Origin of the sequence: Luteimonas composti (assembly GCF_042678665.1) — a bacterium.
GTDB lineage: Bacteria > Pseudomonadota > Gammaproteobacteria > Xanthomonadales > Xanthomonadaceae > Luteimonas > Luteimonas composti.
Window position 1 is genome coordinate 556,012 of sequence record NZ_JBHTKU010000004.1, and the last position, 14,378, is coordinate 570,389.

Consider the following 14,378-nt stretch of genomic DNA (forward strand, 5'->3'; position numbering starts at 1 on the left):
CTCGCGCCGCAGTGCGGGGCCTGCGCGCCCCGTCCGCCCGCGAACGCCGGCCAGCGGCATCCGGCCTACTGCGTCCAGCGGCCCGGGCCGGTGGACTCCGGCAGCACCTGGGCGGACAGGCGCCGGTCCTGGTTGAGCAGGCGCACCGCGTCGGCGAGGATCGCCGCCGATTCGTGCAGCAGCGGGTCCGGGCGCTTCTCGGCCGCCTTCTCGCGCGCGGCGTCCTCGGCCACGTTGCGCTCGCTGGCCTGCAGGCCGTCGTCGGTGCTGCTGTCGGCCAGCGGGTCCAGGGCCAGCCCGAGCGCCTTGCGCTCTTCCTGGCGCTGCTTGCGCTTGGCCTCGTCGCGGTCGCGCTCGGCACGGCGCTCGGCCTCGTTGAGCGACACATACTTCTTCTCGCGCTCGGCGCGGAACTCGGCCACGTCCTCGGACCACCAGCGGAACTCGCGGTCGTTGGCCACGCGCCGCTCGTGCAGCTGCCTGAGCTTGGGCAGCAGCGGCGAGAAGTCGCCGTAACGCTGGTGCGGCACCGCGGCGATCTGGCGCCATTCCAGCGCGTTGTCGTAGGTGCTCTCGCCGAACTCGCTGGCGTCCACCGTCACCGGGAAGGCCAGGTCCGGCACCACGCCCCGGTTCTGGGTACTGCTGCCGCCGGGCAGGAAGAACTGCGCAATGGTCAGCTTGACGTGCCCGAACCGGTCGCCTTCCGACGATGGCCAGCGGTCAAGCGGCACGATGTTCTGCACCGTGCCCTTGCCGAACGAGGTCTCGCCGATCACCAGCCCGCGGCCGTAATCCTGGATCGCACCGGCGAAGATCTCCGACGCCGAGGCCGAACCGCGGTCGATCAGCACCGCCAGCGGCCCGTCCCAGGCCACGCCCGCGGTACGGTCGCTCTCCACGCTGATGCGGCCACCAGACTCGCGCACCTGCACCACCGGACCCTTGTCGATGAACAGGCCGGTGAGCTCGATCGCCTCGTTGAGCGATCCGCCACCGTTGCTGCGCAGGTCCAGCACCACGCCGTCGATGCCGTCCGCACGGAACTGGCCGAGCAGGCGGGCGACATCGCGGCTGGCCGAGGTGTACTCGCCGTTGCGGGTGCGCCGGCCTTCGAAGTCCTGGTAGAAGGCGGGCAGCTTGATCACGCCGATGCGCTTCTCAGCGCCGCCCTCGACGGCCGGCAGGGTGATGACCTCCGACTTCGCGGCCTGCTCCTCGAGCTTGATGCGGGCGCGGGTCAGCACCACGCGCACCGGGTTGCTGTCGAGCGTGGCTTCGCCGGGGACCACGTCCAGGCGCACCTGGGTGTCCTTCGGCCCCTTGATCTTCTCGACCACGTCGTCGAGGCGCCAGCCGACCACGTCCTCCATCGGGCCGCTGGTGCCCTGGCCGACGCCGACGATGCGGTCGCCGGGCTTGAACTTGCCGCTCAGCGCGGCCGGGCCCCCGGCGATCAGCTCGCGGATCACCACCACGTCGTCCTGCTTCTGCAGCTGCGCGCCGATGCCTTCGAGCGAGAGCGACATGCTCTGGTTGAACAGCTTGGCCGTGCGCGGACTCATGTAGTCGGTATGCGGATCGACCGTGGACGTGTAGGCGTTGAGGAAGGTCTGGAACGCATCCTCCTGCTTGAGCGCGGCCACGTTGTTGGCGAGGTTGAGGTAGCGCCGATCGAGCGTCTTGCGGATCTCGTCGGGCTTCTTGCCGGCGAGCTTGAGCCTCAGCCAGTCGTTGCGCACCGACTGCTTCCACAGTGCATCGAGCGCCGCCGCGTCCGCCGCCCAGGGCGAGTCCTCGCGGTCGTAGACCCAGCGGTCCGGCCCGGTGAAGTCGAAGATGTCCTGCTTGAGCAGCGCGCGCGCGTGCGCGACGCGCTCGGCCACCCGCTGCTTGTACACCGCGAAGATCGCGTAGGCGGGCTCGAGGTTGCCGCTGCGCACGTTCTCGCCCATCTGCGGCTTGTACGCCTCGAAGCGCGCGACGTCCTGCGCGGTGAAGAACAGCTTGGAACCGTCCAGCGCCTCGAGGTAGTGGTCGAAGATCTCGGCCGACATGGTCGCGTCGAGCGGCCGCGGCCGGTAGGCGTAGCGGCTGTCGGACAGCAGCCCGTAGACCAGCTTGGAGGTGGTGGCCTGTTCGGCCGTGGGGGCGCCCGGAAGCGCATCGCCTTCGCTGCGCGCCATCAGCCCCAGCGGCACGGCCAGCACCAGTGCGATCAGGGAGACGGGGGCGATGCGGTTCAATTTCATCGGAACGGTCCTGGTGTGCGGCGCGTGGCCCTGCGCCACGATCCGCCTTGGTCTGACCCCGCGCCAGTGCATAAAGTTGCGCGGACGGTCCACTCTAGCCGGGCGGGCTGCAGGTGACGTGAATGCCCGTCGCACGGGCGGTCGCGGCACGCCCAGCCGCCAGCGGCGGCCAAGCCCACGCCCGGAAGCACGCGGTCCGCCGGCTCAGGCGGCCACGCCGGCGTCCCTGGCCTGCTGGTCGGCGTGATAGGACGAGCGCACCAGCGGACCCGAGGCGACGTGGCTGAAGCCCAGCGCCATGCCGTACTCCTCCAGCGCCTTGAACTCCTCGGGGGTCCAGTAGCGCAGCACCGGGTGGTGGTGCGCCGAAGGCTGCAGGTACTGGCCGATGGTGACCATCTCCACGTCGTGCGCGCGCAGGTCGCGCAGGGTGCCCTGCACCTGCTCCATGGTCTCGCCCAGGCCGAGCATGATCCCCGACTTGGTCGGCACGTCCGGATGCTGGGCGCGGAACTTCTGCAGCAGGGTCAACGACCACTGGTAGTCGGCGCCCGGGCGCACGTTGCGGTACAGCTCCGGCACGGTTTCGACGTTGTGGTTGAACACGTCCGGCGGCGCGGCGGCCAGGATTTCCAGCGCGCGCTCCATGCGGCCACGGCCGCGGAAATCCGGGGTGAGGATCTCGATCCGGATGGCCGGGGACTGCGCGCGCACTGCGCGGATGCAGTCGACGAAATGCTGGGCGCCGCCGTCGCGCAGGTCGTCGCGGTCCACCGAGGTGATGACCACGTACTTCAGGCCCATGTCGGCGATGGTGTTGGCCAGGCTCAGCGGCTCGGACGGATCCGGCGGCTTCGGCCGGCCGTGGGCGACGTCGCAGAACGAGCAGCGCCGGGTGCAGACCTCGCCCAGGATCATGAAGGTCGCGGTGCCGTGGCCGAAGCATTCGTGGATGTTCGGGCAGCTGGCCTCCTCGCAGACCGTGACCAGGCGATTGGCGCGCAGCTTGGACTTGAGCGCGGCCACCGCCCCGTTGGACGGGATCCGCACGCGGATCCATGAGGGCTTGCGCAGCACCGGCGCGTCCACGAACTCGACCGGCGAGCGCGCGATCTTGTCGCCGGCCAGTTGCTTGGCGCCCGCCTCCAGCGGCGCCGGCGCGGCCGTCTGCACGACCTGCAGGGGGATGGAGCGCGGACTGGACTCGGACATGGCGGCTCAGGCGGCCTGGGCCGCTGCAATGGGGAGGGGGTTGGCCAGGTCGGGCGCAGGCGCCTCGCGCAGCGCCAGCCCGAGTTGCCGGGCCAGTTCGTCCAGCAGGACGGGCTTGACCGCGTCCAGGCCCGACGGACCGCCCAAGTCTAGCATCGAGGTCACCTGCAGCCCCGCGTAGCCGCAGGGATTGATGCGGGCGAACGGCGCCAGGTCCATGTCGATGTTGAAGGCCAGGCCGTGGAAGCTGCGGCCGTGGCGCACCCGGATCCCGAGCGCCGCGACCTTGGCGCCGGCCACGTACACGCCCGGCGCGCCCTCGCGGCGCGAGCCGATGATGTTCCACTCGAGCAGGGTATCGATCACCGCCTGCTCGATCCTGCACACGTAGTCGCGCACGCCCAACCGCATGCGGCGGATGTCGAGCAGCGGGTAGACCACGATCTGGCCCGGGCCGTGGTAGGTCACCTGGCCGCCGCGGTCGACGTGGAGCACCGGGATGTCGCCGGGCATGAGCACGTGCTCGGGCTTGCCCGCCTGGCCCAGGGTGAACACCGGGTCGTGCTCGACGACCCACACTTCGTCGAGCGAATCGCCGTCCCGCGCGTCGGTGAAACGCTGCATCGCGCGCCACACCGGCTCGTAGGGCTGGCGGCCGAGGTCGCGGACCAGGCAGGCGGACGCCCCCTGACGCGGCTGGCCGCGCTCGCAGGCGTCGTTCACCGGCCCCTCCCGTCCCGCAGCCGGGCGCGACCCGGCGCCGGGGCGTGCACGGACGTCACAGCGTCCACTTCACCTCGGGATGGTTGCGCAGGGCGGTATGCGCGGCCTCGTACTGGGCGCGGTCGCTGGCGCGGAAACTGAGCTTCACCGAGACGTAGCGCCCGCCGCTGCTGCCGCGCCACTGGATGGTCTCCTCCAGCACCGTCAGGCCGGCCTCGCCCAGCAGGCGCGGAATCTCGGACTCCAGGCCGATGCCGGCGGCGCCCATCGCGGTGATCTCGAACACGCCCGGGAACTGGAAGCCGTGGTCGGGGTTGTCGGACTTGATTTCCATCCCGCGATTATGGGGGCGCGAACGCGGATCCCAAACCGCCACCCCGGAAACGCGAACGGCCGCCCCATGGGCGGCCGTCCATGACGACGCTGGCGGTCAGCGCGAGAGCTGCAGCAGGGTCGAGGACACCCAGCCCTTGTTGCCGAGCTCGTCCTCGACCTCCCACATCACGCCCTCCTTGGTCCCGGTGGGATACAGCATCATGCCCACGTCGAGGTCGCGCACGACGCCCTTGCCGTCCGGGCCGGTGAACAGCCGCGCCGGCTTGGTCACGGTGACCGCCTGCTGGGCATTGGCCGCCGAGGCGTTCTCCGGCAGGCCGCCGAGCTGGGCGACCAGGTCGGTGTAGGCCTGGAGGTAGGCCAGGGTGATCACCTGGCCGAGTTCGGTGTTGGCGTAGCCGCCGACGCCCGCGGCTCCCAGGCCGCTGCCGCCGAACAGGCCGCCGCCCGCGCCCCAGCCGATGTCGGTCTTCTTGGCGTGGCCTTCGGCCATCGCGACCTGCTCGGACGAGCGCACGTCGGTGACGGTGAGCACCACGTCCGCGGTCTTGCTGCGGAAGTTCAGGCCACCGACGATGGCGCCCGCGCGGCCGCCGATCAGGCCACCCAGCAGGCCGCCCACGGCGTTGCCGCCGGAATTGTTGTTGGCGCCGATCAGGTCGGGAACCATCACGTAGTCGGCGGCCTTGATCTGGCCCTTGCCGACGTTGGAGCGGTTGCGCAGCTCGCCGCTCGCGCCGAGGTCGCGCTCGCGCATGGCGGCGTCGAGGCCGGCGCCGCGGTCGACCAGGGTGAAGCAGCGCGACTTGTTGACGAACACCTTGATCAGGCGTGAGGGCGCCGGCAGCTGCTGGCCGGTCCACCAGTGCACGCCGTCCTCGGGCTCGAGCACCGAGATCGCGCCAAGCGGCTCGGCGCACACCGGGATCTGCGCCACCTGCTCCTGGCGACGCTCCTGCGCGCTCTGCCGCTGGGCCAGCGCCGGCGTGGCCGCGGCCAGCATGGCCACCGTCGAGATCGCGACTGCAAGCGTGCGCCTGCCATTGAATACGGACATGGTCTCCCCTTCTCCCTAAGTTGTCTGTGCGGACACGCCACGGCGCGCCTTGTCCCCAGCGTGGCGATGCGTCCTGCATCGCACGCGCGAAGGATCTTAGCAGAGACGGATTTCGTTCCAGGCAGCGGACAGGCGCGAAACGCGACCGCCGTCAAAGCGGACGAAGGACCCGGGTCAGACCGATTTCCACCACATCAGCAGCTCGTGCCAGAGACGCTTGAAGAAGCCCGCCTCCTCGACCGCATGCAGCGCCACGAGCGGGCGCTCGGCCACCACCTTGCCGTCCAGGGTCACGCGCACCTTGCCGATGGCCTGGCCCTTGGTGATCGGTGCGACCAGGGTCTCGGGCACGTCCATCGACGGCTTGAGCTGGTCGTACTTGCCGCGCGGCAGGCTCACCAGCAGCGGCGCGGCCACGCCCAGCTGCACCTCGTTCACCGCGCCCTTCCAGACCTGCTGGGTGGACACCGGCTTGGACGCGTCGTAGAGGCGGTGGGTCTCGTGAAAGCGGAAGCCCCAGTTGAGCAGGGCCAGCGAATCGGTGGCGCGCTGCGCCTCGCTGGTCGAACCCATCACGACCGAGATCAGGCGCTGGTCGCCGCGCTTGGCCGAGGCCATCAGGCAGTAGCCGGCGCCGGAGTGGTGGCCGGTCTTGATGCCGTCCACGCTCGAATCGCGCCACAGCAGCAGGTTGCGGTTGCGCTGGGTGATCGGCCCGACGGTGAATTCCTTGATCGCGTTGTAGCCGTACTCCTCGGGAAAGTCGCGCACCATCGCGCGGCCCAGCAGGGCCAGGTCGCGCGGCGTGGAGTAGTGCTCCGGATCCGAAAGGCCGTGGGCGTTGACGAAGTTGGAGCCGGTCATGCCGATGCGCTTGGCGTAGGCGTTCATCAGCGCGGCGAACGCGTCCTCGCTGCCGGCCACGTGCTCGGCCAGGGCGATGGCGGCGTCGTTGCCCGACTGCACCACCATGCCCTTTTCCATCTCGATCAGCGGCGCGGTCTGGTTGACCGGGAAGCCGCTGTAGCTGCCGTCGGTGCCGGCGCCGCCCTTGCGCCAGGCGTTCTCGGTCATCATCACCTGGTCGTCGGGCTTGACCTTGCCGGCCTTCATCTCGGCCGCGATCACGTAGCTGGTCAGCACCTTGGTGATGCTGGCCGGCTCGACGCGCTCGTCGATGTTCTCGCCGGCCAGGATCTGGCCGCTGGCATAGTCCATCAGCAGCCAGGCGTTGCCGGTGACGGACGGCGGCGGCGGCGTGGGCAGCGCATCGCTCAGCGCGGCGGCCGCGGGCGCGGCCGGCGCGGGCTGCGGCGCGTCCTGTGCGGTGGCCAGGCCGACGGCCAGCAGTGCGGCCAGCGCGGCCACGGCGAGACGATGGGTGAATACAGCGGATTTCATCGGATGGCGGACTCCGGTAGGCCGGACATCCCTGGCCGGACGGAAGATGGATTGCGCAGGCAGGCGCCTGCGGCGAATGGCGGACAGTCTACTCGCGAACGATCTGGGGCACGCCCAGGCCCAGGCCCGAAACCCGGGACGTCATCTCGGCCAGGGCGGCCGCGGCGACCGGCCCGACCCGCAGCCGCCACAGCTGCCGGTCAGCGACGCGGACATCCTGCAGGTGCGCGGCGCCGATGCCGGCGCGCTGCAGCGTGCCGAGCGCGCGTTCGGCGTTGTCGCGCACCGAGAACACGGCCACCTGGAGGGTGACCGCGTCCGCGGCCACGGTGGCGGGCGCGGACGGGGTCGTCCGGGGCGCGGGTACGGCCTGCGGGGCCGACACGGCAGCGGCCTGCGCGACGGGCTGCCCGGCACCCTGGGCCGCGCCATCCAGCCGCGCCTGGCGCTCGCGCATCCAGGTCTCGAACTCCGCGGCGCTGCGCACCCGCCCGTCCTCCGCCACCAGGCGGAACCGGTTCTCCTCGAGGCCATAGCCGGGGCGATCGGCCACGCGCGCAGCCGCCACCTGGACTGGCATGCCGGTGGCCGTCGGTGCGGGTGTCGGCGCGGCGGGCGCAGCCGCGGCAACCGGAGTGGCCGGCAGCTGGCCGACCAGCGCATCCATGCCGCTCGGCCCCGCCGGGGCCGCGGGCGCGGCGCGGGCGCTGAGATCGCCGGCTTCGCCGGGTCGCAGCGCGCGCACCTCGACCCGGCCGGTGCCGCGACGATGGATATCGAGCTTCACCGCCGCCGCGTAGCTCAGGTCGATGACGCGCCCTTCGTGGAAGGGCCCGCGGTCGTTGACCCGTACCACCACGCTGCGGCCGTTGTCGAGGTTGGTCACCCGGGCGAAGCTCGGCAGCGGCAGCGACTTGTGCGCGGCGCTGAACGCGTACATGTCGTAGACCTCGTGGTTGGACGTGCGCCGGCCGTGGAACTTGTTGCCGTAGTACGAGGCGATGCCGGTCTCGACGAAGCCCTCGGTGGAATCGAGGACCCGGTAGCTCTTGCCCAGCACGCTGTAGGGAGAACGGTTGCCGTAGGCCGAGCGCGGCTCGGCCACCACCAGCGGCTCGGGGATGCAGTCCACCCGCGGCAGGTAGTCGGGCGTGGTGTCGCGGACCCCGGGCTTGTACAGGCCGCCCGCGACGTAGTCGCCGCGGGTGGACGGATCCTCCTGCGCGGCCGGATACGGCACGAAGTCATGGCAGTCCGGCGCCGGCCCGCCCTGCGCCACCGGCGGCGCGCCGGGACCGGCCGGGGCCGAAGGCTTGTTCGGGGTGCCGGCGCAGCCGGCCAGCAGCGCCAGCGCCAGGAGCGGCAGCAGCCGCCTCACGGCGCGGGTCCCACCCCGGCGCGGATGGCCTGCGCCAGCTGGTACACCGACATCGAATACATCGGCGAGCGGTTGTAGCGCGTGATCACGTAGAAGTTGCGATAGCCGAGCCAGTACTCCGGTCCCGCATCGCCCTGGAAACTGAGCAGGGTGGCGCCTTCGGCGACCGGCTCGCCCGGCTGCGGCCGGTAGCCGCGCGCCGCGAGCGCGGCCAGGGGATGCACCGGATCCCAGTTCTCGGGGACGAAGTCGGCCGCGTCCGCATCGCGCGAAGCGCGCGCCACCACCGGCTCACCGCGCTGCCAGCCGTGCACCACGAAGTAGTTGGCGATCGACGCGAACACGTCGGGCAGGTGGTCGAGCAGGTCGCGACGGCCGTCGCCGTCGCCGTCCTTCGCCCACAGCCGGTAGCTCGATGGCATGAACTGGCCCAGCCCCATCGCCCCGGCGTAGCTGCCCTTGAGCGCGAGCAGGTCGAGCTGCGGTTCCTCCTTCTTCAGCGCGAACAGCTGCGCCAGCTCGCCGGCGAAGAACGGCGCGCGCTTGGGATAGTCGAAGGCCAGCGTGTACAGCGCATCGACCACGCGGAAGCTGCCGGTCACGCGCCCGTAGCTGGTTTCCACGCCGATGATCGCGACAATGATCTCGGCCGGCACGCCGGTTTGCGCGGACACGCGCTGGAGCGCGGCGCGATGGGTGTTGTAGAAGGCGATGCCGCCTTTGATGCGGGCGTCGTTGAGGAAGATCGGGCGGTACTCGTGCCACTGCTTCACCGCCTCGGCCGGGCGGTTCATCGCGTCGATGATGTTCTGCCGCACCTGGGCCTGGGCCAGCACCTCGCGAACCTGCGCGCGATCCACGCCGTAGGTCGTCGCGGTGTATTCGACGAAGGCCTCGATGCGCTGCGCGCGCGGGATCGACGGATCGGTCACCGAAGGCGGCGCCACCGGGCGCTCGGGCGGCTGCGGCACCCCGGGCAGCAACCCGTCGCCGGCGGCTTCGGTGGGCGGCTGCGCGCTCGCCGTGTCGGCCTCGACGCTGGCGGCGGAAGGAGCCGGTGTCGCGCATGCGCAGAGGGCGGCAGGCAACAGGCACAGGGCAAGTCGGACAGCGTGCGCTCGGATCATCGGAGGGAGCGTAGCACGCAGCCGTGGGCGCAAAGATGGGCGGAACGTGAACGCAGGATCACCGCATGGCACGTCCGCAACCACGTTCCGCGGACGCCGGGATCGGCGCGATGTTGCGTGTCGCCGCCGCGCTCAGCGCTTGGCCTGTCCGTGCGCACCGACTGCCATCACCACGCCCATGCCGGCCAGCAGCGACACCGCAGCGGTGCCGCCGAAGCTCAGCAGCGGCATCGGCACGCCGACCACCGGCAGCAGACCCGAGATCATGCCTCCGTTGACCACGACATACACCGACAGCGCCAGCCCCAGGCTGCCGGCGAGGATGCGTGCGAAGGGCTCGCGCGCGCCTGCGGCGATCCACAGGCAGCGGCCGATCACGAACGCGTACAGCGCCAGCACGGTGGCCACGCCCAGCCAGCCGAATTCCTCTGCCAGCACGGCAAAAATGAAGTCGGTGGTGTGCTCGGGCACGTAGTTCAGATGCGACTGGGTCCCCTCGCCCCAGCCTTGGCCGGCCACGCCGCCGGAGCCGATGGCGATCTTGGACTGGATGATGTTCCAGCCCGCGCCCAGCGGATCGTTCTGAGGATCGCGGAAAGTGAGGATGCGGTCCTGCTGGTAGGGCCGCAGGAACGAGAACCACCCGATCGGCGCGAACAGCGCGAAGCCCGCGGCGGTGGCCGCCCCCACGCCGGCGGCGATGAACCACCACGGCGACAGCCCGGCCAGGTAGAGCGCGAACACGCCGCTCGCGGCCACCAGCATCGCCGTGCCGAAGTCGGGCTGCAGCAGGATCAGGCCGGTGGGCACGCCGATGACCGCCGCGGCGGCGAGCAGGATCTCGATGCGGGGCGGCGGCGCGCTCTGCGCCAGCACCCAGGCCGCCATCATCGGCAGGCTCAGCTTCATCAGTTCGGCCGGCTGGAAATAGAACACGCCCAGGTTGATCCAGTGCGCGCCGCTGCGTCCGGTGCCGATGAACAGCACAACCAGCAGCGGCAGCAGCGAGACGATGTAGAACACCGGCGTGGACCGGCGCAGCGGCGCGGTCGGCACCCGCGACAGCAGCCACATCACGCCCAGCCCCACCACGTAGCGCGCGCCCTGCGACTGCACCAGCGACAGGTTCTGCCCGCCGGCGCTGTGCAGGACCGCCAGGCCGATCGCCATCAGCGCCAGCAGCGCTCCGAGCAGCGGCCAGTCGAGCGTGCGGGTGAAGCGCAGGAACATGTCCAGCAGCCAGCGCAGGATGATGTTCATGGGCGCGTGGCCTCCGGGGCTGCGGGCGGTGCGGCCGGCGCCTCATTGCCCGCCTCTGCCCCGATGTCCCCGTCCGGCCCGTCCTCGCCGCCGGTGTCCCCGGGGGCGGGCCGTTGTACCTCGGGCTCGACCTCCTGCTCCGGGTAGATGCCCAGCAGCCAGGCATCGAACACCTTGCGCGCGATCGGCGCGGCGGCGCTGCCGCCGTAGCCACCGCCCTCCACCGCGATCGCGACCGCGATGGTCGGCGCCTCGGCCGGCGCGAAGCCGACGAACAGGGCGCGGTGGCGCAGGTTCATCGGCAGGCTGCGCGGATCGACGGCGGCGGTGCCGCGGCGGCTGACCACCTGCGCGGTGCCGGTCTTGCCGGCCATCAGGTAGCCCGCGCCGACGGCGACGCGCCAGCCGGTGCCGCCGGGCTGCATCGTGTCCATCATCCCCTGGCGCACCACGTCCAGGTGCTCGCGGCTGGGGCTGATCGGCACCGGGGCCGGTTGCGGCGTCGCCATCCAGGCTGCGTCGAAACCGGTGCGGGTGGCCGACACCAGGTGCGGGCGCCGCAGCATGCCGTCGGCCAGGCCCGCGCTGGCCCGCGCCAGCTGCAGCGGCGTCACCTTCCAGTCGCCCTGGCCGATGCTGGCATTGACGGTGTCGCCCGGGTACCAGCGCTCCTTGCGCACCTTCATCTTGGCCGCGGGCGAAGGCAGGATGCCGTCCGCCTCGCCGACCAGGTCGATGCCGGTGGGCGCGCCGAAGCCGTAGTGCTGCATGTACTGCACGAAGCGCTCGATCCCCAGGTCCAGCGCCAGCCGGTAGTAGTAGGTGTTCACCGAGGCCGAGATCGACTTGCGCAGGTCGGTCCAGCCGTGGCCGCCGCGCGCGGCGTCACCCCAGCCGCGGCTGGTGCCGGGCAGGTAGAACATGCCGGTGGACAGCACCCGGTCCTCGGGCCGGCGCACGCCGCTGTCGAGGCCGGCCAGGGCCAGCAGCGGCTTGAGCGTGGAACCCGGCGCCACTCCGCCCAGCACCAGGCGGTTGTACAGCGGACGCGAGGGCGCGTTCATCAGCCGCTGGTAGTCGGTGTTGGAGATGCCGTTGACGAACAGGTTGGGATCGAAGGCCGGCAGGCTGACCATGGCCAGGATCTCGCCGCTGCGCGGATCGATCGCGATCGCCGAACCCTCCTGCTCGCCGAAGGCCGCCACCATCGCCCGCTGCAGGTCCAGGTCGATCCCCAGCCGCAGGTCGGCGCCGGCCTGCGCCGGCACCATGCCGATGCGGCGCAGCGCGCGCCCCTCGACATTGGTCTCGACCTGCTCGTAGCCGACCCGGCCGCGCAGCTGCTCGTCGTAGGCGCGCTCCAGGCCGGTGCGGCCGGTATGCGGGAACAGGATCTGGTCGCGGCCGTAGCGCTCCACGTCGCCCTCGTCGGTGCGTCCGACGTAGCCGATCACATGCGCGAACAGGTCGCCATGCAGGTAGCGCCGGTTGAGGTAGGGCACCACCTCCACGCCGGGAAAGCGCCAGCGGTCCACCGCGAAGCGCGCCACCTCCTCGTCGCTCAGCCGCGCCTTGAGCGTGATCGAGCGGAAGCTGCGGGTAGCCTTGCGCGCCGCCTCGAAGCGCGCGATCTCCTCCGGCGTGAGCGCCACCACCTGCGAGAGCTGCGCGAGCATGCGCGGGATGTCGCCCGCGTCCTCGGGGGTGACGTCGATGCGGTAGGCCGGCACGTTGTCGGCCAGCAGCCGGCCCTTGCGGTCGTAGATCAGGCCGCGGGCAGGCACCACGGGATGCGGCTTGATCCGGTTGGCCTCGGACGCGCGCGCGTATTCGTCGTGGTCGACCACCTGCAGCCGGAAATACCAGGCGGCCAGGCCCAGCAGGCCCAGCAGCACCAAGCCGAACCCCACCAGCGCCCGCAGCCTGAACTGGGCGGCCTCGGCCGAGGCGTTGCGGATGCGCTGGCGGCGCACGCGCATCAGCGCGGCCTCCGCACCTGCCGGACGGCGTCGAAGCCGAGGAACAACGGCATCCACAGCGCCATGCCCACCAGCGGCGCCAGCCAGTAGGCCCAAGGCAGCTGCGGCAGGCCCAGCACCAGGTGCAGGGCGGCGGCGACCACGCGGTCGTTGAACAGCAGGCCGCCGATCGCCAGCGCCTGCTGCGGCAGCGGGAAGAAGCGCAGCTGGGTGCGGAATCGCTGCAGGATGAAGGCCATGATCACCAGTCGCAGCGCCTGCTCGCCCAGCAGCGCGCCAAAGGCGACGTCGGCCAGCAGCCCGGCCACGAACGCGAGGCCGAGCCCGGCGCGCTCAGGCTCCTCGATCACCCAGTAGGCGACCACGAGCGCCAGCCAGTACGGGCGCAGGCCCTGCACCGGCGCGGGCAGCGGCAGCAGCCCCAGCACCAGCGCGGCCAGTACGCTCACCGGCAGCAGCCACAGGCGTCCGCGGCGGTTCACGGCCGGGTCTCCGGTGCGGGCGATGGCCTGGGGGCGGCCGCGGACCGGTCGTCGGACGGCGCTGCGGCCGGGGTCGCCGGCGCGTTGCCGGGCTGCGCCGCGGCGTTTCCGGCAGGCGGTGCCTGCGTCGCGGCCGCCCCGCCGGCGCCTTCGGCGGCCGGGGCCACGCCGTCACCAGCGCCCTGGCCCGCCTCCGCCGCGCCCGTCGCGGCAGCCGGCGCGGGGTCGGAGCGCAGCAGCAGCACGTCGCGGCCGCGGTCGAGCTGGGCCGAGGGTTCGAGTTCGCCCACCAGGAAGGCCAGGCTGTCGTCGGGCCGCAGGCTGACCAGGGTCCCGACCGGGAAACCCGGGGGAAAGCGCCCGCCCAGGCCCGAGGTCACCACGACGTCGCCAGCCTTCACGTCGCTGGAAACCGGGATGTTGCGTACCTCCAGGCGGTCGCTGCGGCCGATGCCGTAGGCCACGAGGCGCACGCCGGTGCGCGAGATCGAGACCGGCACGGCGTGGTCGAGATCGGTGAGCAGCAGGACGGTCGCGGTGCCGGGGGTGACGTCGATGATCTGCCCGACCAGTCCCCCGGCGTCGATCACGCTCTGGCCCTGGCGCACGCCGTCGCGGCTGCCGGCGTTGAGCAGCAGGCGCTGGCGCGCGGGGTCCAGGTCGACGTCGAGGATCGGGGCGAGCTGCACGTCCAGGCCGTGGCGCGTGGCCGCCCCGAGCAGGTCGCGCAGGCGCGCGTTCTCGTCGGCCTCGACCTGCAGCCGCGCCTGGCGCGCGCTCATCACCAGCAGTTCGTTGCGCAGGCGCCGGTTGTCGTCGGCCAGCAGCGAACGCGTCACCGCATCCTCGCGCACGCTCTGGCCCAGCCTCGAGGGCAGGCCGGCCAGCTGCCACAGCGGCTGCACGGCGATGCTGGCGACGGAGCGCGCGCGCGTGAGCCAGCCGCCGCGGTGGTCGAGCACGATCAGCACGACCGAGAGCGCGAGGAACGCCAGCAGCCGCAGCGTGCCGGCGACGTCGCCGGGTCGTTGGGCAGCCGGGCTGGCGAAGGAAGACACGTTAGGGGCCGGTGCTCGGGGGGCGGAAGGCGCTGGACGCGGCGGCGGCCGTCATGGACGGCCGCGGTCGGACGGGAGTCGGGGAATGCAGGAAGCCGTTGCGCGCAGGCGGT

Annotated in this window: 12 protein-coding genes; all 12 read right to left on the minus strand. The window is 71.8% G+C overall.

Annotated features, from left to right (window positions below):
- Window positions 1-65 precede the first annotated feature (65 nt).
- Window positions 66-2,252, minus strand: coding sequence for a carboxy terminal-processing peptidase (locus tag ACFQ2D_RS14575; protein ID WP_280942399.1), 2,187 nt, complete (start codon window positions 2,250-2,252; stop codon window positions 66-68).
- A 204-nt stretch (window positions 2,253-2,456) separates the two neighbouring features.
- Window positions 2,457-3,464, minus strand: coding sequence for a lipoyl synthase (lipA, locus tag ACFQ2D_RS14580; RefSeq protein ID WP_280942398.1), 1,008 nt, complete (start codon window positions 3,462-3,464; stop codon window positions 2,457-2,459).
- A 6-nt stretch (window positions 3,465-3,470) separates the two neighbouring features.
- On the minus strand, window positions 3,471-4,187 hold the full coding sequence (gene lipB, locus ACFQ2D_RS14585; protein WP_280942397.1) for a lipoyl(octanoyl) transferase LipB: 717 nt from the start codon (window positions 4,185-4,187) through the stop codon (window positions 3,471-3,473).
- A gap of 55 nt (window positions 4,188-4,242) precedes the next feature.
- Entirely contained in the window at window positions 4,243-4,521 is a 279-nt protein-coding gene (locus ACFQ2D_RS14590) for a DUF493 family protein (protein WP_280942396.1), read from the minus strand.
- A 96-nt stretch (window positions 4,522-4,617) separates the two neighbouring features.
- A complete protein-coding gene (locus ACFQ2D_RS14595; RefSeq protein ID WP_386795699.1) occupies window positions 4,618-5,526 on the minus strand; it encodes a CsgG/HfaB family protein in 909 nt (302 codons plus the stop codon).
- Between the two features lie 228 nt (window positions 5,527-5,754).
- A complete protein-coding gene (locus tag ACFQ2D_RS14600) occupies window positions 5,755-6,981 on the minus strand; it encodes a D-alanyl-D-alanine carboxypeptidase family protein (protein ID WP_280942394.1) in 1,227 nt (408 codons plus the stop codon).
- A gap of 88 nt (window positions 6,982-7,069) precedes the next feature.
- Window positions 7,070-8,359 carry a septal ring lytic transglycosylase RlpA family protein gene (locus ACFQ2D_RS14605; RefSeq protein WP_280942393.1) on the minus strand — a complete coding sequence of 430 codons (1,290 nt, stop codon included), beginning with the start codon at window positions 8,357-8,359 and terminating at the stop codon, window positions 7,070-7,072.
- Entirely contained in the window at window positions 8,356-9,486 is a 1,131-nt protein-coding gene (mltB, locus tag ACFQ2D_RS14610; RefSeq protein WP_280942392.1) for a lytic murein transglycosylase B, read from the minus strand. The genes ACFQ2D_RS14605 and mltB overlap by 4 nt, the downstream gene beginning before the upstream one ends.
- Before the next feature lie 132 nt (window positions 9,487-9,618).
- Window positions 9,619-10,746, minus strand: coding sequence for a rod shape-determining protein RodA (rodA, locus tag ACFQ2D_RS14615; RefSeq protein WP_280942391.1), 1,128 nt, complete (start codon window positions 10,744-10,746; stop codon window positions 9,619-9,621).
- On the minus strand, window positions 10,743-12,725 hold the full coding sequence (gene mrdA / locus ACFQ2D_RS14620; protein ID WP_386795691.1) for a penicillin-binding protein 2: 1,983 nt from the start codon (window positions 12,723-12,725) through the stop codon (window positions 10,743-10,745). The genes rodA and mrdA overlap by 4 nt, the downstream gene beginning before the upstream one ends.
- Window positions 12,725-13,207: a rod shape-determining protein MreD gene (gene mreD, locus ACFQ2D_RS14625; RefSeq protein ID WP_280942390.1), complete on the minus strand. Its 483-nt coding sequence runs from the start codon at window positions 13,205-13,207 to the stop codon at window positions 12,725-12,727. The genes mrdA and mreD overlap by 1 nt, the downstream gene beginning before the upstream one ends.
- Complete coding sequence (gene mreC / locus ACFQ2D_RS14630) at window positions 13,204-14,265, minus strand: rod shape-determining protein MreC (RefSeq protein WP_280942389.1); 1,062 nt, start codon at window positions 14,263-14,265, stop codon at window positions 13,204-13,206. The genes mreD and mreC overlap by 4 nt, the downstream gene beginning before the upstream one ends.
- Window positions 14,266-14,378 lie beyond the last annotated feature (113 nt).

Excerpts from the sequence above, each read along its gene's own strand:
- ACFQ2D_RS14575 (WP_280942399.1), bottom strand. The coding sequence starts at position 2,252 with ATGAAATTGAACCGCATCGCCCCCGTCTCCCTGATCGCACTGGTGCTG.
- lipA (WP_280942398.1), bottom strand. The coding sequence starts at position 3,464 with ATGTCCGAGTCCAGTCCGCGCTCCATCCCCCTGCAGGTCGTGCAGACG.
- ACFQ2D_RS14590 (WP_280942396.1), bottom strand. The coding sequence starts at position 4,521 with ATGGAAATCAAGTCCGACAACCCCGACCACGGCTTCCAGTTCCCGGGC.
- ACFQ2D_RS14595 (WP_386795699.1), bottom strand. The coding sequence starts at position 5,526 with ATGCTGGCCGCGGCCACGCCGGCGCTGGCCCAGCGGCAGAGCGCGCAG.
- ACFQ2D_RS14600 (WP_280942394.1), bottom strand. The coding sequence starts at position 6,981 with ATGAAATCCGCTGTATTCACCCATCGTCTCGCCGTGGCCGCGCTGGCC.
- mltB (WP_280942392.1), bottom strand. The coding sequence starts at position 9,486 with ATGATCCGAGCGCACGCTGTCCGACTTGCCCTGTGCCTGTTGCCTGCC.
- rodA (WP_280942391.1), bottom strand. The coding sequence starts at position 10,746 with ATGAACATCATCCTGCGCTGGCTGCTGGACATGTTCCTGCGCTTCACC.
- mrdA (WP_386795691.1), bottom strand. The coding sequence starts at position 12,725 with ATGCGCGTGCGCCGCCAGCGCATCCGCAACGCCTCGGCCGAGGCCGCC.